At 63.6% G+C, this 17,393-nt stretch carries 17 protein-coding genes; 2 read left to right on the top strand and 15 right to left on the bottom strand.

Going from position 1 to position 17,393, the window contains the following annotated elements:
• Nucleotides 1-30: 30 nt before the first annotated feature.
• The 12 genes from CQW31_RS14955 to CQW31_RS14900 form a co-directional block, all read right to left on the bottom strand.
• Entirely contained in the window at nucleotides 31-813 is a 783-nt protein-coding gene (locus CQW31_RS14955; protein WP_054883757.1) for a TatD family hydrolase, read from the bottom strand.
• A gap of 30 nt (nucleotides 814-843) precedes the next feature.
• Nucleotides 844-1,830 carry a DNA polymerase III subunit delta' gene (locus CQW31_RS14950; protein ID WP_054883756.1) on the bottom strand — a complete coding sequence of 329 codons (987 nt, stop codon included), beginning with the start codon at nucleotides 1,828-1,830 and terminating at the stop codon, nucleotides 844-846.
• Nucleotides 1,823-2,455: a dTMP kinase gene (tmk, locus tag CQW31_RS14945; protein WP_099814828.1), complete on the bottom strand. Its 633-nt coding sequence runs from the start codon at nucleotides 2,453-2,455 to the stop codon at nucleotides 1,823-1,825. The genes CQW31_RS14950 and tmk overlap by 8 nt, the downstream gene beginning before the upstream one ends.
• A 9-nt stretch (nucleotides 2,456-2,464) precedes the next feature.
• Complete coding sequence (mltG, locus tag CQW31_RS14940) at nucleotides 2,465-3,592, bottom strand: endolytic transglycosylase MltG (protein WP_054883754.1); 1,128 nt, start codon at nucleotides 3,590-3,592, stop codon at nucleotides 2,465-2,467.
• 4 nt (nucleotides 3,593-3,596) lie between these two features.
• Complete coding sequence (gene pabC / locus CQW31_RS14935; RefSeq protein ID WP_054883753.1) at nucleotides 3,597-4,412, bottom strand: aminodeoxychorismate lyase; 816 nt, start codon at nucleotides 4,410-4,412, stop codon at nucleotides 3,597-3,599.
• Nucleotides 4,412-5,656 carry a beta-ketoacyl-ACP synthase II gene (fabF, locus tag CQW31_RS14930; protein WP_054883752.1) on the bottom strand — a complete coding sequence of 415 codons (1,245 nt, stop codon included), beginning with the start codon at nucleotides 5,654-5,656 and terminating at the stop codon, nucleotides 4,412-4,414. The genes pabC and fabF overlap by 1 nt, the downstream gene beginning before the upstream one ends.
• A 173-nt stretch (nucleotides 5,657-5,829) precedes the next feature.
• Entirely contained in the window at nucleotides 5,830-6,066 is a 237-nt protein-coding gene (gene acpP, locus CQW31_RS14925; RefSeq protein WP_009685065.1) for an acyl carrier protein, read from the bottom strand.
• A 203-nt stretch (nucleotides 6,067-6,269) separates the two neighbouring features.
• Nucleotides 6,270-7,010, bottom strand: coding sequence for a 3-oxoacyl-ACP reductase FabG (gene fabG, locus CQW31_RS14920; protein WP_060513100.1), 741 nt, complete (start codon nucleotides 7,008-7,010; stop codon nucleotides 6,270-6,272).
• Nucleotides 7,011-7,025: 15 nt separating this feature from the next.
• Nucleotides 7,026-7,964, bottom strand: coding sequence for an ACP S-malonyltransferase (gene fabD / locus CQW31_RS14915; protein WP_082433413.1), 939 nt, complete (start codon nucleotides 7,962-7,964; stop codon nucleotides 7,026-7,028).
• A gap of 127 nt (nucleotides 7,965-8,091) precedes the next feature.
• Nucleotides 8,092-9,102 carry a phosphate acyltransferase PlsX gene (gene plsX, locus CQW31_RS14910; RefSeq protein ID WP_082433411.1) on the bottom strand — a complete coding sequence of 337 codons (1,011 nt, stop codon included), beginning with the start codon at nucleotides 9,100-9,102 and terminating at the stop codon, nucleotides 8,092-8,094.
• Between the two features lie 3 nt (nucleotides 9,103-9,105).
• A complete protein-coding gene (rpmF, locus tag CQW31_RS14905) occupies nucleotides 9,106-9,288 on the bottom strand; it encodes a 50S ribosomal protein L32 (protein ID WP_003247154.1) in 183 nt (60 codons plus the stop codon).
• 13 nt (nucleotides 9,289-9,301) lie between these two features.
• A complete protein-coding gene (locus tag CQW31_RS14900) occupies nucleotides 9,302-9,829 on the bottom strand; it encodes a YceD family protein (protein ID WP_027919446.1) in 528 nt (175 codons plus the stop codon).
• 96 nt (nucleotides 9,830-9,925) lie between these two features.
• Here CQW31_RS14900 and CQW31_RS14895 point away from each other — a divergent pair, with 96 nt between their 5' ends.
• Nucleotides 9,926-10,504, top strand: coding sequence for a nucleoside triphosphate pyrophosphatase (locus CQW31_RS14895; protein ID WP_054883749.1), 579 nt, complete (start codon nucleotides 9,926-9,928; stop codon nucleotides 10,502-10,504).
• A 38-nt stretch (nucleotides 10,505-10,542) separates the two neighbouring features.
• Here the strand turns inward: CQW31_RS14895 and CQW31_RS14890 are convergent, their stop codons facing one another.
• The 3 genes from CQW31_RS14890 to rluC are packed head-to-tail and all read right to left on the bottom strand — an operon-like array spanning nucleotide 10,543 to nucleotide 13,206.
• Nucleotides 10,543-11,577: a S49 family peptidase gene (locus tag CQW31_RS14890; RefSeq protein WP_099814827.1), complete on the bottom strand. Its 1,035-nt coding sequence runs from the start codon at nucleotides 11,575-11,577 to the stop codon at nucleotides 10,543-10,545.
• Nucleotides 11,578-11,579: 2 nt separating this feature from the next.
• Entirely contained in the window at nucleotides 11,580-12,260 is a 681-nt protein-coding gene (locus CQW31_RS14885; RefSeq protein WP_054883747.1) for an HAD family hydrolase, read from the bottom strand.
• Entirely contained in the window at nucleotides 12,250-13,206 is a 957-nt protein-coding gene (gene rluC, locus CQW31_RS14880) for a 23S rRNA pseudouridine(955/2504/2580) synthase RluC (RefSeq protein ID WP_099814826.1), read from the bottom strand. Before rluC ends, CQW31_RS14885 begins: the two co-directional genes overlap by 11 nt.
• Nucleotides 13,207-14,007: 801 nt before the next feature.
• Between rluC and rne the strand changes: the two genes are divergently transcribed.
• A complete protein-coding gene (gene rne / locus CQW31_RS14870) occupies nucleotides 14,008-17,304 on the top strand; it encodes a ribonuclease E (RefSeq protein ID WP_099814825.1) in 3,297 nt (1,098 codons plus the stop codon).
• The last annotated feature ends 89 nt before the right edge of the window (nucleotides 17,305-17,393 follow it).

Genomic DNA, 17,393 nt, shown 5'->3' with positions numbered 1-17,393 from the left:
AAAGCAAAAGCAAAAGCAATTGGTCTGGACTCAGGCCACTCGTGCCAGCGGGAACAGGCGCTTGAAATTGCCCGTGGTCTGCTCCGCCAGCTGCTGGTAGCTGACCCCACGCAACGATGCCACATACTCCGCCACCTCCCGTACATACTGCGGCAGGTTCGGCTTGCCGCGATACGGGATCGGCGCCAGGTACGGCGAGTCGGTTTCCACCAGCAGACGGTCGACCGGCACCTGCCGCGCCACCTCGCGCAGGGCATCGGCATTGCGGAAGGTGACAATACCGGACAACGAGATGTAGTAACCCAGGTCCAGCGCCGCCTTGGCCATGTCCCAGTCTTCAGTGAAGCAGTGCAACACGCCCGCCTGCGGCAGGTTCGCTTCACGCAACAGCGCCAGGGTATCGGCCCGCGCCGCACGGGTATGCACGATTACCGGTTTGCCGGTCTGCCGCGAGGCTTCCAGGTGCAGGCGGAACGACGCCTGCTGCAACTCGGCGGCTTCCGGCTCGTAGTGGTAGTCCAGGCCGGTTTCGCCAATCGCCACCACATGCGGGTGCGCCAACTCGCGCAGCAGCCACTCCAGTGCCGGCGTCTCGCCCGGCGCAAGGTCCAGCGGGTGCACGCCCACCGAGCAGTCGACATCGGCGTACTGCTCGCTCAGCGCCTTCACCGCCCCGGCATTTTCGGCGCTGACGCCAATGCACAGGAAATGCCCGACCCCACGCTCGCGCGCTGCCTGCAGGGCAGCATCGAGGGAGCCCTGATGGGCGCTCAGGTCAAGACGGTCGAGATGGCAATGGGAATCTACGAGCATGGGAGGCGGCACACATGAAAAGATGGAAAGTCAGCGGGAACCGGGCAGCTGCAGCCAGTGGCCCAGCAGCGCTTCCAACAGCAGTACACGATTGAGGTTGGCTTTGCCGAGCACCTTCTGGCGCTGTTCGAGGATCCATGCCTGGACCTCCAGCACCTTGCCCTGACGGGCCTTCTGCGCGAGGTACTGCACCACCTTGCGCATGTCGGCCAAGCCCAACCCCGCTTCATCCTGGGTCAACTGGTAGCGCAGGATCAAGTGCGACCAGTCGCAGAACCAGTCGAACAGCAACAGCAACGGCACATTGCTCCAGGCCTCGGCCAGCTGACTGGGCGATTGCTGCTGCTTGAGCAGCTTCTTCACCCCGTCAGTCACCAAGGCCCGTTGCTCACGTACACCTTGCGCTTGCAGGCTGACCGCCATCAGCGGCGAACCGGCGGCGAGGGTCAACAGCTCTTCGCGCTCGGCCTCGTCGCTGTCGGGCAACGCCGTGGCCAGCCAGGCCTGGCTCTGCGCCAGGCTGGGCTGTGGGCAGACGACTTGCTGGCAGCGGCTCTTGATCGTCGGCAACAGGCGGCTGGGCTGATGACTGACCAGCAGCAGCACGGTATCGCCCGAAGGCTCCTCCAGGCTCTTGAGCAAGGCGTTGGAAGCGTTGACGTTCATCGCCTCGACCGGCTCGATCAGCACCACTTTACGCCCGCCCAGCTGCGCCGTCTGCACGACGAACGACACCAGTTCGCGCACCTGATCGACCTTGATCGGCTTGTCGGCCTCCTCCGGCTCCAGCACGAAGTTATCCGGGTGGCTACCGGCCTTGAGCAACAGGCACGACTTGCACTGCCCGCAGGCATCCAGCGCCTGCGGCTGCTGGCACAGCAGGCGCGCCATCAGCCGCTCGGCCAGGGCGCGCTTGCCAATGCCCTGCGGCCCGTGCAGCAGGTAAGCGTGGGCGTGCCGGGCACGCCCGGCCAGTTGCTGCCACAGCGCCTGCTGCCAAGGGTAGGCCTCAGCCACGGCAACGCTCCACGATGCCCGGCAGCAGCGCATCGATGGCGCGCTGCACGGCCTCCAGTGGCTGGGCGGCGTCGAGCAGGGTGTAGCGCTGCGGCGCGCCATGGGCGCGTTGCAGATAGGCTTGGCGCACAGCTTCGAAGAAGGCCTGGCCTTCCTGCTCGAAACGGTCCAGGCGACCGCGGGCGGCAGCACGGGCCAGGCCGACTTCCACCGGCAGGTCGAAGACCAGGGTCAGATCCGGGCGCAGATCCCCCTGGACGAATTGCTCCAGCGCAGCGATACGCTCAACCGACAGGCCACGGCCGCCGCCCTGGTAAGCGTAGGTGGCATCGGTGAAGCGGTCGCAAAGCACCACCGCGCCCCGGGCAAGCGCCGGGCGAATCACTTCGGCCAGGTGCTGGGCACGGGCAGCGAATACCAGCAGCAGTTCGGTGTCTGCGGCCATCACTTCAGCGCTTGGAGCCAGCAACAGCTCGCGGATTTTTTCAGCCAGCGGCGTACCGCCAGGCTCGCGGGTCAACACCACGTCCAGGCCCAGCTCGCGCAGGCGCGCAGCCAGGTAATCGCGATTGGTGCTCTTGCCCGCGCCTTCGGGGCCTTCAAGGGTAATAAACAAGCCGCTCACTGGCAGTCCTTAATGTTGTTCGTCGGGCGTAGCCGCGTCGGCCGGCGCGGCGTCGCTGGCAGGATCCTGCTCGGCGGGTTCGGCCGCGTCTGCAGGCGCACTTTGCGGCGCCGGGCTGGAGCGGTAATCCGCACGACGCTTGAGCTGAAACTCACGCACCGCCGAGTTGTGATCGTCCAGGTCATCGGAAAACACGTGGCTGCCATCGCCACGGGCAACGAAGTACAGGCTGGTGCCATCGGCTGGGTTGAGCGCGGCATGGATCGCCTCCCGCCCGACCATGGCGATCGGTGTCGGTGGCAGGCCGGTCATGGTGTAGGTGTTGTAAGGCGTCGGTTCGCGCAGGTCGGCGCGGGAAATCTTGCCGTTATAGCGCTCACCCATGCCGTAGATCACCGTCGGGTCGGTCTGCAGCATCATGCCCAGGCGCAGGCGGCGGACGAAGACGCCAGCGATCTGCCCACGCTCCTGAGGGATACCGGTTTCCTTCTCCACCAGCGAGGCCATGATCAAGGCCTGGTAGGGGTCACGGTAAGGCAGGTCAGTGGTGCGCTCGGCCCATTCCTTGGCCAATACTTCGTCAAGGCGCATGTAGGCCTGCTGCAGCAGCTCGACGTCACTCATGCCACGCACGAAGCGGTAGGTATCAGGGAAGAAGCGGCCTTCAGGGAACACGCCGGTGTGGCCGAGCTTGTCCATCACTTCAGCGTCGGAAAGGCCATCCAGGGTGTGCTTGAGCTTTTCATGCCTGGCCACCGCCGAACGCACCTGGCGGAAGGTCCAGCCTTCGACCAGGGTCAGGTTGTACTGCACCACATCGCCACGGCGCCAGACGTCGAACAGATCTTCCACGGTCATGCCGGGGGTGAGGCGATACTCGCCGGTATGCAACTGTGTGCCGGCCATGTTGAAGCGCCAGTACAGGCGCAGCCAGACGGCATCGTCGAGCAAGCCTTCGGCCTGCATGCGATAGAACATGCGGTTGGGGTTGGTGCCACTGGGCACGTCGAGCAGGCGCTCTTCGGCCACATGCAGGGGCTGCTCCAGCACCGAGTTGATCTTCCAGGCCGACCAGCCCAGGGCCAGGCCAGCGAGGATCAAGCCCATTTCCAGCAGCAGCAGGAATTTGCGTCTCACGAATTCAGGTATCCAGTAACGTACGGGCAACGGCCTGCAGTTTACGGGTGAGTGGGCCCGGCGACCAGTTCAGCGCGGCAATTCCGCGCACGGGCCAGACGCCATAGACACTGTTGCAGACAAACACTTCGTCCGCCTGTTGCAATTCGTCGAACGCGATATCTCGCACCTGTACCGGGATGCCCAGCCGCTGCGCCTGCTCCAGCAGGGCACCGCGCATCACGCCGGCCACGCCACAACGGCTGAGTTCAGCCGTGAGCAGCACGCCATCGCGCACCAGAAACAGATTGCTGTATACGCCTTCGATCACCCTGCCCTGCCCGTCACGCATCAGGCCTTCGGCATGTTCGCTGTCCTGCCATTCGGCACGGGCCAGCACTTGTTCCAGGCGATTGAGGTGTTTCAGGCCGGCCAGCAACGGTTGCTCCGCAAGCCGGGTCTGGCAAGGGAACAGCCGCACGCCGTGCTGGGCATGTTCGACAGGATAGCTGGGCAGCGGGCTGCCCTGGAGAATCCGCCGCGGTGCAACGCCGGCAACCGGCGCGTAGCCCCGCTGACTGTCGCCACGGGTGAGGACCAGCTTGGCGACTCCGTCACCGAGCTGACGGGCGAAGAGCAGGATTTCATCACGCACCAGCGCCAGATCGGCGTCGATCATCAGCCGCTGGCAACCCAGCGCCAGGCGGGCCAAATGGCCGTCCAGCAGACTGGGCCGGCCAGCGCGCACGGCGATGGTCTCGAACAGGCCATCGCCGTAGGCCAGGCCGCGGTTCTGCAAATTGATCGCAGTCGCGGGCTGGCCGTCGATCCAGCTGTGCATCAATCGACGAACCGGCGGAACACCAGCGAACCGTTGGTGCCACCAAAGCCGAACGAGTTGGACAACACCACGTCGATCGGCATGCTGCGCGCCTGGTGCGGTACGAAGTCGAGGTCGCAGCCTTCGTCCGGCTCATCGAGGTTGATGGTCGGCGGCGCCATCTGGCTGTTGATCGCCAGCACGCTGAAGATCGCCTCAACTGCACCGGCAGCGCCGAGCAGGTGACCGGTCATCGACTTGGTCGAGCTGACCGCCAGCTTGTAGGCATGCTCGCCGAACACGCGCTTGATCGCCGCGACTTCGGCGATATCGCCGGCCGGGGTCGAGGTACCGTGGGCGTTGATGTAGCTGACCGCTTCAGGCTGGATGCCAGCATCGCGCAGGGCATTGGCCATGCAACGGGCAGCACCTTCACCGCTGTCGGGTGGCGAGGTCATGTGGTAGGCGTCACCGCTCATGCCGAAACCGACCAGCTCGGCATAGATGGTCGCACCACGGGCCTTGGCGTGTTCGAGCTCTTCGAGCACCAGCGCACCGGCACCGTCGGACAGCACGAAGCCATCACGGCCCTTGTCCCACGGACGGCTGGCACGGGTTGGCTCATCGTTGCGGGTGGACAGCGCCCGAGACGCACCGAAGCCCCCCATGCCCAGGCCACACGCAGCCATTTCGGCGCCACCGGCAATCATCACGTCGGCTTCACCGTAGGCGATGTTGCGCGCGGCCATGCCGATGCAGTGGGTGCCGGTGGTGCAAGCGGTGGCGATGGCGTAGTTCGGCCCCTGCAGCCCCAGATGGATCGACAGGAAGCCGGAGATCATGTTGATGATCGAACCCGGCACGAAGAACGGCGAAATACGGCGCGGGCCTTGCTCGTGCAAGGTACGGCTGGTTTCTTCGATGTTGGTCAGACCGCCGATACCCGAGCCCATGGCCACGCCAATGCGCTCACGGTTGGCGTCGGTGACTTCCAGGCCGGCATTACGCACTGCCTGGAAACCGGCCGCCAGGCCGTACTGAATGAACAGGTCGAGCTTGCGGGCCTCTTTGGCCGACAGGTACTGCTCAACCTCGAAGCCTTTCACCGAGCCGCCAAAACGGGTGGAGTAGGCAGACAGGTCCGTATGCTCGATCGGACCAATGCCACTGCGGCCAGCCAGAATGCCCTGCCAGGTGCTCGGTACATCGGTACCCAGTGGCGACAGCATGCCCATACCGGTGACCACGACGCGTCTACGCGACACAGTACTCTCCTTTTCTAATCACAGAGTTTCTTGCCATTGCATTCAAGCAATGGAATGAAATGGCAACAAGCTCTCGTAGCGAGCGAAACGACGGCGCTGGCTCGCAAAGAAAAAACCGCACGCCGGCAAAGGCAGTGCGGTTCTTCTCGACAAGAAGCGTCGACTACAACGTCTTAAGCCTGGTGGTTTTTGACGTAGTCGATTGCAGCTTGAACGGTAGTGATCTTCTCGGCTTCTTCGTCAGGGATTTCGGTCTCGAATTCCTCTTCCAGAGCCATCACCAGCTCAACGGTGTCAAGCGAATCGGCACCCAGGTCATCGACGAAGGACTTCTCAGCAGTCACTTCCTCTTCCTTGACGCCCAGTTGCTCGGCGACGATTTTCTTGACGCGTTCTTCGATGGTGCTCATACCTAGTTTTCACTCCTAATGGACATATGTCAGGCAGCTGGCCGGTGACCAAGTTTATAGAAAGACGTTCGCTTTTCAAGCGGAACGCAACTTCCCTTTAGCCACCGCGCCCGCTGCCTGGAATCTGGTTGCAGCTTTATAACGGATTTTAGGCTCGCAGTATGACTCTTTTTTGAAGCAATCCGTCACATTGAGTTGCAGTTTTACATGTACATCCCGCCGTTGACCGGCACGGTTGCACCGGTAACGTAGCCAGCGCCGTCCGACGCCAGGAACGAAACCACCTTGGCAATTTCGTCAGCCTGGCCCAGGCGGCCCAGCGGAATCTGGGTCTGCAGGGCTTCGCGCTGCGCCTCTGGCAACTCGCGGGTCATGTCGGTATCGATGAAGCCCGGGGTCACCGAGTTGACGGTGATGCCACGCGAGCCCACTTCACGCGCCAGGGCGCGGCTGAAGCCTTCGAGGCCGGCCTTGGCCGCCGCGTAGTTGGCCTGGCCGGCGTTGCCCATGGCACCGACGACCGAACCGATGCTGATGATACGACCCCAGCGCGCCTTGGTCATGCCACGCAGCACGCCCTTGGACAGACGGTAGAGGCTGTTCAGGTTGGTGTCGATCACGTCGAACCACTCGTCGTCCTTCATGCGCAGCATGAGGTTGTCGCGGGTGATACCGGCGTTGTTGACCAGAATGGCCGGTGCGCCGAACTGCTCACCAATGGCGCCCAGCACGGCTTCCACGGACTCGGCGCTGGTGACGTTCAGTTCCATGCCGGTACCGGCGATGCCATGTTCTTTCAGGGTGGCGGCGATGCGCTCGGCACCGGAAGCCGAGGTGGCGGTACCGATCACGGTCGCGCCCTGGCGGCCCAGCTCGAGGGCGATGGCCTGGCCAATACCACGGCTGGCGCCGGTGACCAGTGCAACTTTACCTTGCAGGCTCATGCAAGCTTCTCCAAATCAGGCCAGCGCCGCACGGGTGGCGGCGACAGCGTCAGGGGTATTGAGGTTGTAGGTGGTCACGCCGTCGGCGCAACGCTTGTTCAGGCCAGCCAGGACCTTGCCCGGGCCGCATTCGACCAGGTTGACCGCACCGTTGGCGGCCAGGGTCTGCACGCATTCAACCCAGCGTACCGGCTGGTACAGCTGTGCCAGCAGGTCTCGCTTCAGGGCATCGAGGTCGGCGGCGACAGCGGCGGTGACGTTCTGCACCACCGGGATCTGCGGGGCCTTCCATTCGATAGCGTTGACGGAGTCGGCAAAGCGCTCGGCAGCCGGCTTCATCAGGGCGCAGTGCGACGGCACGCTGACCGCCAGCGGCAGGGCGCGCTTGGCACCCTTGGCCTTGCACAGTTCCACGGCGCGGTCGACCGCAGCCTTGTTACCGGCGATGACCACCTGGCCTGGCGAGTTGAAGTTCACGGCGCTGACCACTTGGTCTTCGGCCGCTTCGGCGCAGATTTCCACCACGACGGCGTCATCCAGGCCCAGGATCGCAGCCATGGCACCGTGACCGGCAGGCACGGCTTCCTGCATCAGCTGGCCACGACGCTCGACCAGGCGCACGGCGTCTTTCAGCGACAGGGCGCCCGCAGCGACCAGGGCGCTGTATTCGCCCAGGCTATGGCCGGAAACGAACGCCGGTTGTGCGCCGCCCTCTTCCAGCCACAGGCGCCAAAGGGCGATGGAAGCGGTGAGGATCGCTGGCTGGGTCTTGTCGGTTTGGTTGAGTTGTTCTTCCGGGCCTTCCTGGACCAGCTTCCACAGGTCGTAGCCCAGAGCCTCGGAAGCCTCCTTGAAGGTCTCGATGACCACCGGCTTTTCAGCGCCGAGTTCGGCGAGCATGCCCAGCGACTGGGAACCTTGACCGGGGAAGACGAATGCGAGGGATGCAGACATTGAACAAGCCCTTATGATCTTGTCATCGGATAGGGTGCGCCGGGCCTTGGGCCGGGCGCGGAATCTGAAAACTTGGATGGAAACACAGACCAAGCGGTCACATTTAAGCACTTCATCGGCGAAATGCCTAAGGCAACAAATCTTCGAGGCGACCATGCAGCCGCTGCGGGAGGTTTTCCTGGATCTCGATCAGCGCCCGCTGGATCGCGCTCTGGAAGCCCTGCACGCCCGCCGAACCATGGCTCTTGATGACGATACCCTGCAGGCCGAGGAAGCTCGCGCCGTTGTGCCGCGCTGGCGCCAGGTCGGCCTGCAGGCGCTTGAGCAACGGCATCGCCATTGCCCCTGCCACCCGCGACAACACCCCGCCCTTGAACAGCTTTTCGATACGCGCGCCGATCATGGTAGCCAGACCTTCGCTGGACTTGAGCAGGATGTTGCCGACAAAACCGTCGCACACCACCACATCCGCCTCACCGCGGTACAAGCCATCACCTTCGACGAAGCCGACATAGTTGAGGCCACGGGCGTTCTGCAGCAGGGTGGCGGCCAGCTTGACCTGCTGGTTGCCCTTGATGTCCTCGGTACCGATGTTCAGCAGCGCCACGCGTGGCCGGTGAATGCCCAGGGCCTGGGCAGCCACGGACCCCATGACGGCGAACTGGTAGAGGTTTTCGGCACTGCAGTCGACATTGGCGCCAAGGTCGAGCAGCTGGCAGTAACCCGCCTGGGTCGGGATCGCCGCGACCATGGCCGGCCGATCGATACCCGGCAAGGTCTTGAGCACGAAACGCGACAATGCCATCAGCGCCCCGGTATTGCCGGCACTTACGCAGGCCTGGGCCTTGCCGTCACGCACCAGTTCGAGGGCGATGCGCATCGACGAGTCCGGCTTGCCGCGCAACGCCTGTGATGGCCGCTCGTCCATACCGACTACCTCACTGGCGGCGACAATCTGCAGGCGCGCGCGATCCGCAGCCGCAAGGCCGCTGACAAGATCTTCAAGGAGGGAGGGTTGACCGACGAGGGTCAGGTGCAGCGAGGGGGTAGCCGAAAGGCAGGCAATGCTAGCCTGGACAATGCTGCGGGGACCGAAGTCCCCGCCCATTGCGTCGATCGCGATGATCTGAGCGGACAAGGATTACTCGTCAGCGCCCTTATCGACCACTTTGCGGCCACGGTATACGCCTTCTGGCGAAACGTGGTGACGCAGGTGCACTTCACCGGTGGTCTTTTCTACCGACAGCGCGTTTTCCGACAGGGCGTCGTGGGAACGGCGCATGTCACGGGCAGAGCGGGATTTTTTGTTCTGCTGAACAGCCATAATTGATTAACTCCTAAACGTTTGGGTCACGCTTTAACTGCGCCAAAACACTGAACGGGTTGGACCGCGATACCTCGTCCTTGCTCGATTCGGGCTCGTCTGCGCCCGCCGGCTGCTGGCATTCTTCCGGATGGTGAGCAGGCACGATAGGCAAGGCGAGCAGCAGCTCCTCCTCGACCAAGGCCTGCAGATCCAAAGGATCTTCGCCCAGTTCCAGCACGTCATAGCCTTTCGGCAACGACTGGGTATTCGCACCCTCCTTCACCACGGCGTAAGTACATTCGCTGTGGATCGGCAGGGTGACCAGCTCAAGACAACGCTGGCAAACCATTTTGACTTCGACGTCCAGCTCGCTGTGGATAACCACCACGTGCTGTTCATCTCGTTCAAAATCGAACTTCGCCTGCACCGTACCGACATCGTCGGAAAGCGGGTCGCAGAGTCTTTCCAAATCAGCGAGTTGCAGCGTACCAGTGATGGATACGCCTCGGTCGGCTAATTTGCGCGGGTCAACGTGAGGTGGAATCGGGTCATTCAACATAGGCGCAGCATTCTAGGGATGCCCCCCGCCCCTGTCAAAGGAAATTAGGCGGCATCTCGCATGTTAGAATCGGGTTCAACTGACCAGGAGTCTATCATGCTGCCTCTGTTGCTGGCTTCCAGCTCTGCCTACCGACGCGAACTGCTCGCGCGCCTGCGCCTGCCCTTCACCTGGGCAAGCCCCGACCTAGACGAGCGACGCCTGGCTGACGAACCCGCCGTGGAACTGGTGAAACGCCTGGCCAGGCAAAAGGCCGAAGCGCTTGCCGCCAGCCATCCGGGGCACCTGATCATCGGCTCCGACCAGGTCGCGGTATTGGGCGAACAGATCCTCGGCAAGCCGCACACCTTCGATCGCGCCTGCGAGCAGCTGCTCGAAGCCAGCGGCCAGCAGGTGACCTTCCTGACCGGGCTAGCACTGCTCAATACCGCAACCGGGCACTGCCAGGTCGACTGCGTGCCGTTCACGGTCATCATGCGCGAGCTGAATCGGGAGCAGGTGGAGCGCTATGTGCAGGCGGAGCAGCCGCTGGATTGCGCGGGGAGCTTCAAGGCGGAAGGATTGGGGGTGAGTTTGTTTCAGAGCACCCATGGGTGCGATGCCACCAGCCTGATCGGGCTGCCACTGATTCGGCTGGTGGATATGCTGACCCGGGAAGGCGTGGTCATACCTTGAGATTTTTGGGGCCGCTGCGCGGCCCCGGCAATTTCGAATCAGCGCAGCTGAGGCCCCTGGAACCCCATCCACATGGCCAGGTGCTCGGCCACGCTGGCACCAATGCGCTTGGAGAAGCGATCGAACGGCGACTCCTGCACGGTGTAATCGACCAAGTCCTTCTCACCCACGATCTCACGCGCCACGTAGCTGGCACTGCCCAGCCCGTCCACCAGCCCCAGTGCCTTGGCCTGCTCACCCGACCAGACCAGGCCACTGAACAGCTCCGGATGCTCCTTGTCCTTCAGGCGGTCACCCCGCCCCTGCTTGACCATGGCAATGAACTGCTGGTGCGTGGTATTGAGCACACCCTGCCAGAACGCACGCTCTTCAGGTTTTTCAGGCGAGAACGGATCAAGAAACGCCTTGTGCTCGCCAGCGGTATAGGTACGACGCTCCACACCCAGCTTCTCCATGGAGCCCACGAAACCGTAGCCGGCCGCCGTCACACCAATGGAGCCGACCAGGCTGGCCTTGTCGGCATAGATCTCATCCGCCGCACTGGCGATGTAATAAGCCCCGGAAGCGCCCAGGTCGGCTATCACTGCATACAGTTTGATATCCGGGTGCTCAGCGCGCAGGCGACGGATCTCGTCATATACATAGCCTGCCTGCACAGGGCTGCCGCCCGGACTGTTGATGCGCAGGACCACCGCCTTGGTCTTGGGGTCCTTGAACGCATCGCGCAGGCTCTTGACGATATTGTCGGCGCTGGCCGCTTCCTGATCGGCAATCACCCCGCGCACTTCAACCAGGGCTGTGTGATTGCCACTGCGCGACGCAGCCTTGTCCACATCCATGAACGGCAGGAACAAGGCCAGGATGCCGAACAGGTAGACGAAGGTCAGCAGCTTGAAGAAGATCCCCCATCGCCGGGCCCGACGCTGCTCCTGAACCCCTGCCAGCAAGGTCTTTTCAAGCAACTTCCAGCTCTTGTGCTCGACACGAGCCTCTTCGTTCTGCGCTTCACGCGCTTCGCGAGCGAGACGCTCCTCTTCGGTCTCGTTAACCGGCGCTTTCCACTCGTCAGCCATGCTCACCTACCTTGGAATTGGACTTGCCTGGAACCAGCCAGCCACTCGCGCAGCTGGGAAAAATGATCGATGCATACTTGCGGACCAAACTCGGCCAGTGCCTGAAGCGACATCGCACCGTAGCCCACCGCCACCGAATGCATGCCGGCATTGCTGGCCATCTGCAGGTCGAATGCCGAATCTCCGACCATCAGCGCCCGACCAGGTTCGACACCGCAATGCCCGAGGATTTCCTCAAGCATGAGCGGGTGAGGCTTGCCGCGGGTTTCGTCGGCGGCACGGGTAACGTCGAAGAACCGCTCCCAACCATTGGCCTTGAGCACCCGATCCAGGCCGCGGCGCGCCTTGCCGGTCGCTACTGCCAGGCGATAGCCCTCGGCACGGAAGGCATCCAGCGATTCGACCACACCGTCGAACAGCGGCGAAGGTTGTTGATCAAGAGCCATATAGATGTCGGCATAGTGCTGACGGAAGGTTTCGACCTGCTGCGGATCAAGGTGTGGATACAGTGTCGAGATGGCCTCCCCAAGCGCCAGGCCAATGATGCCCTTGACCGCACCCTCAGGGCTTGGCGCCTCGCCGGCACGCTCGGCAGCGGCATTCATCGCCTCGACGATGCGGCCGATGGAATCGGCCAGGGTGCCGTCCCAGTCGAAAATCAGCAGCTCATAGTCACGGCGCACTCAAACGCTCCACGGTCTTGGCCCAGACTTCGTCCACAGGCGCTTCGAGTTTCAGCTCGCCGCCACCTGGCAGCGGCACGGTCAATGCGTAGGCATGCAGGAACAGGCGCTTGCCCCCCAGTTCGCGGATCTCGCGGCTGAAATCCTCGTCGCCATACTTGCTGTCACCGGCGATCATGTGCCCGGCATGCAGGGTATGCACGCGAATCTGGTGGGTGCGACCGGTGATCGGGCGCGCCTCGACAATGGTGGCGAACTCGCCGAACCGACGCAGCACGCGGAACAGGGTCAACGCCTCCTTGCCCTCATCGTTGACTTCGACCATGCGTTCGCCGGAGCGCAGGTTGCTCTTGAGCAGCGGGGCGTTGACCTGCTTCTTCGAGGTTGGCCAGTGACCGCGCACCAGCGCCATGTAGCGCTTGTCCACGCCGTCACCGCGCAAGGCAGCATGCAAGTGGCGCAGCATGCTGCGCTTCTTGGCGATCATCAGCAGGCCAGAGGTGTCGCGGTCCAGGCGGTGCACCAGCTCCAGTTCCTTGGCGTCCGGGCGCAGCTGACGCAGCGCCTCGATCACGCCGAAGCTCAGGCCGCTGCCACCGTGCACGGCGATGCCGGCTGGCTTGTTCATCACGATCAGCGCCTTGTCTTCGAAGACGATGGCGGCTTCCAGGCGTTGCAGCAGCCCCTGGGCCACCGGCGCCGGCTCGTCACGCTCGGGCAAGCGGACGGGCGGCACGCGCACGATATCGCCGGCCTGGATCTTGTACTCGGGTTTGACCCGCCCCTTGTTGACGCGCACCTCACCCTTGCGCAGGATGCGGTAGACCAAGGTCTTGGGCACGCCCTTGAGCGCCGTGATAAGGAAATTGTCGATGCGTTGGCCGGCAAGTTCCGGCGCGACTTCGATCAGCTGGACGCCGGAAGTCGGGGGGGTATTGGTCGTCATGGAGGGGATCATAACAATTATTTATGGAATTGAAGCACTTAATCATCAATGCTATAGTCGCGAACGCCGCCAAAAGCGGCAGGCCAGTGAAACCAGGCCCTGGGCCGGTTACTGACCTACGCAGTTCTCCAGGACGCGAGGCCGTCCTACGGGGTTTTCGCCAGTTTACCGAATTGCCTGGAATCGCCACCAGCGCTGTGTAGAGAAGACCGAAAAAAAACGACAAGTGTGGTTTTTCACCTGCTTCCCGATTCTTTTCGCTGCACCTCTGCCCGCCCCCGTCGCTTCCACGCAACGCAAGGCGAATGCTTCGGAAATACCTGCCTTGGACATGTAATGGCGTCAGCTTCCCGTTCGAAGCTGGCGAAAAATGCAACCCGTTGCGGATTCAGCGCGCGGCAGCACCCGAATTATCAGGGATACGTGCAGGGTGGAGATGCACAGCCCTCGGACCGTGTAGCACCGCGTCCGGCCACCGGCCCACTGAACGGCCGGCGAGCGGATAAGGTCCTGAACAGATGCCTCCGGGCGTCCACGGCTGACGGTTGATTCCTCCTCCTGACTGAGTGCACGAGGCCCGCTTGGTTGATTCGGATACCCATTCGAAGCCACCGGGGCCTGGTAGGCACCGCAGCAAACAGGACGCGTCGTCGCGACAACGGCAGGCTGGGCAACCGGCTGGTGCCGAACGTTGCTCGACACGGGGGTGGCCCGGCCACCCTTTGCGCACCTTGGCACCGACCATGAGAAGTCGTGTGTGCCGCACGCCGTTTCCGGCAGCCCGGAAACCGACGGTACAACATGAAAAGAATGCTGATTAACGCAACTCAACCTGAAGAGTTGCGTGTAGCCCTGGTGGACGGCCAACGTCTCTACGACCTGGACATCGAGTCCGGCGCGCGCGAGCAGAAAAAGGCCAACATCTACAAAGGCAAGATCACCCGGATCGAGCCCAGCCTCGAAGCCGCCTTCGTCGACTTCGGCTCCGAACGTCACGGCTTTCTGCCGCTGAAGGAAATCTCCCGCGAGTACTTCAAGAAGTCCCCTGAAGGCCGGGTCAACATCAAGGAAGTCCTGAGCGAAGGCCAGGAAGTCATCGTCCAGGTCGAGAAGGAAGAGCGCGGCAACAAAGGCGCCGCCCTGACCACCTTCATCAGCCTGGCTGGCCGCTACCTGGTGCTGATGCCCAACAACCCGCGTGCCGGTGGCATCTCGCGCCGTATCGAAGGCGAAGAGCGCAACGAACTGCGTGAAGCCCTGAACGGCCTGACCGTACCGGGCGACATGGGCCTGATCGTACGCACTGCCGGCCTTGGCCGCAGCAGCGAAGAAATGCAGTGGGACCTCGATTACCTGCTGCAACTGTGGACCGCCATCAAGGAAGCGTCCCAGGACCGGGCCGCGCCCTTCCTGATCTACCAGGAAAGCAACGTCATCATCCGCGCCATCCGCGACTACCTGCGTCAGGACATCGGCGAAGTGCTGATCGACAGCATCGATGCCCAGGAAGAAGCCCTGACGTTCATCCGCCAGGTGATGCCGCAGTACGCCAGCAAGGTCAAGCTCTACGAAGACAGCGTGCCGCTGTTCAACCGTTTCCAGATCGAAAGCCAGATCGAGACCGCCTTCCAGCGCGTCGTCGACCTGCCGTCCGGCGGCTCGATCGTGATCGACCCGACCGAAGCCCTGGTGTCCATCGACATCAACTCGGCGCGCGCCACCAAGGGCAGCGACATCGAAGAAACCGCCCTGCAGACCAACCTGGAAGCGGCCGAGGAAATCGCACGTCAGCTGCGCCTGCGTGACATCGGCGGCCTGATCGTCATCGACTTCATCGACATGACTCCGGCGAAGAACCAGCGCGCCGTGGAAGAGCGTGTGCGTGAATGCCTGGAAGCCGACCGTGCCCGCGTGCAGGTTGGCCGCATCTCGCGCTTCGGCCTGCTGGAAATGTCCCGTCAGCGCCTGCGCCCGTCGCTCGGCGAAAGCAGCGGCATCGTCTGCCCGCGCTGCTCCGGCACCGGCATCATCCGTGACGTCGAATCGCTGTCGCTGGCCATCCTGCGCCTGATCGAAGAAGAAGCCCTGAAAGACCGCACCGCCGAAGTACGCGCCCAGGTGCCGATCCCGGTCGCAGCCTTCCTGCTCAACGAGAAGCGCAACTCGATCACCAAGATCGAACTGCGCACCCGCGCCCGCATCATCATCCTGCCGAACGACCACCTGGAAACCCCGCACTTCGAAGTCCAGCGCCTGCGCGACGACAACCCGGAAGTGCTGAACAACCAGTCCAGCTACGAAATCGCCGCCGCCGAAGCCGAAGAAGCGCCGCAGCCGACCGCCACCCGCACCCTGGTTCGCCAGGAAGCTGCGGTCAAGACCGCCCCGGCCCGCGCCAACGCCCCGGTACCGAGCGCCGCCGAAGAGCAACCTCAAGCGGCCGCACCGGCAGCACGTGCGCCGAGCGCGCCTGAGCCAAGCCTGTTCAAGGGCCTGGTGAAGTCGCTGGTCAGCCTGTTCGCCGGCAAGCAAGAGCCTGCCGCCGCACCGGTCGTCGCTGCCGCTGAAAAGCCGGCCGCCGAGCGCAGCCAACGCAACGAAGAGCGCCGCAACGGTCGCCAGCAGAGCCGCAACCGCAACGGCCGTCGCGATGAAGAGCGCAAGCCGCGTGAAGAGCGCGCCGAGCGCGCCCCGCGTGAAGAGCGCCAACCGCGTGAAGAACGCGCACCTCGCGAAGAGCGCGCCCCACGTGAAGAACGCACACCTCGTGAAGAGCGCGCTCCGCGTGAAGAACGCGCCCCGCGCCCGCCACGCGAAGACCGCCGTGGCAACCGCGGCGAAGAACGCGTACGCGAACTGCGTGAGCCGCTGGACGCCGCACCGGCCGAACGCGAAGAGCGTCAGCCGCGTGAAGAACGGGTAGCCCGCGAGGAGCGTGCACCTCGTGAAGAGCGTGCCCCACGTGAAGAACGCGCACCTCGCGAGGAACGTGCCCCACGTGAAGAGCGCGCCCCTCGCGAAGAGCGTGCCCCACGTGAAGAACGCGCACCTCGCGAAGAGCGTGCCCCGCGTGAAGAGCGCGCTCCTCGTGAAGAGCGCCAGCCACGCCCACCGCGCGAAGAGCGCCAGCCACGCCCGGCCGAACAAGCCGCCGAGCAGGCTGCCGAGCTCGCCGAGGAGCAACTGCCGAACGAAGAGCTGCTGCAGGATGAGCAGGAAGGCACCGATGATGAGCGTCCGCGTCGTCGCTCCCGTGGCCAGCGTCGCCGCAGCAACCGCCGTGAGCGTCAGCGCAATGCCAATGGCGAGCTGATCGAAGGCAGCGAGGAAGAAGGCAGCGAAGAACAGCCGCAACAGCACCAGGCCACTGCGCTTGGCGCCGAGCTGGCAGCCGGCCTGGCCGTCACCGCCGCTGTCGCCAGCAGCCAGATCAGCGCCAATGCAGAGGCTGAAGCCAACCAGCAGGCCGAACGCGCCAACGCCGAAGCTGTGACCACTGAAAACAGCGAAGTCGCCCAGCCGACCGAGCAGGTTGAAGAGGTTGCCCAGGCCGAGCAGGCAGCCATCGCACCGGTGGTCGAGCAGCCAGTCAGCGGCCCCGTCGCCGTGGTCGAAGCCGGCGTCGAGCCAGTGGTCGAGGTCGCACCACAGCCTGTGGCCGAAGAAGCTCCTGCCACTGCAGAGCCAGTGCTCGTTGCCGAAGCACCGGTCGCAGTGCCTGCCGCTGAAAATGCACCCGCCGTTGAAGCGCCAGTTGCCGAAGCGGCGGTCGTCGAGGCCGGTGAAGCCGAGAAGGCCCAGGTCGCGGTCGAGCAAGCCCCAGTCGCCGAGCAGCCAGCGCCTGTCGCCGATGCCCAGCCTGTAGTGGCCGCAGAAACTGCGCCTGCAGCCGTCGAAGCCGCACCGGTAGTTGTCGAGCAGGCCCCTGCGGAACAAGCTCCGGCCGCTACCGTAATGCTGCCAAACGGCCGCGCCCCGAACGACCCTCGTGAAGTGCGTCGCCGCAAGCGTGAGGCCGAGGCTGCTGCCAAAGCCGCCGAGGAAGCTGCCAAGGGCGTGCTGGAAACCGCCGATGAGCACAAGCCTCATCACGGTTGATAGCCAAGGCTGAATGAAAAAGCCCCGCCAGTGCGAACTGGCGGGGCTTTTTCTTGGCTATCTGTTTACCCACGAAGCAGGCAACAGCG

The organism is Pseudomonas sp. 382 (genome assembly GCF_002759075.1).
GTDB lineage: Bacteria > Pseudomonadota > Gammaproteobacteria > Pseudomonadales > Pseudomonadaceae > Aquipseudomonas > Aquipseudomonas vlassakiae.
The sequence above is the reverse complement of the archived record's forward strand: the minus strand, read 5'-3'. Positions and strand labels throughout refer to the sequence as shown.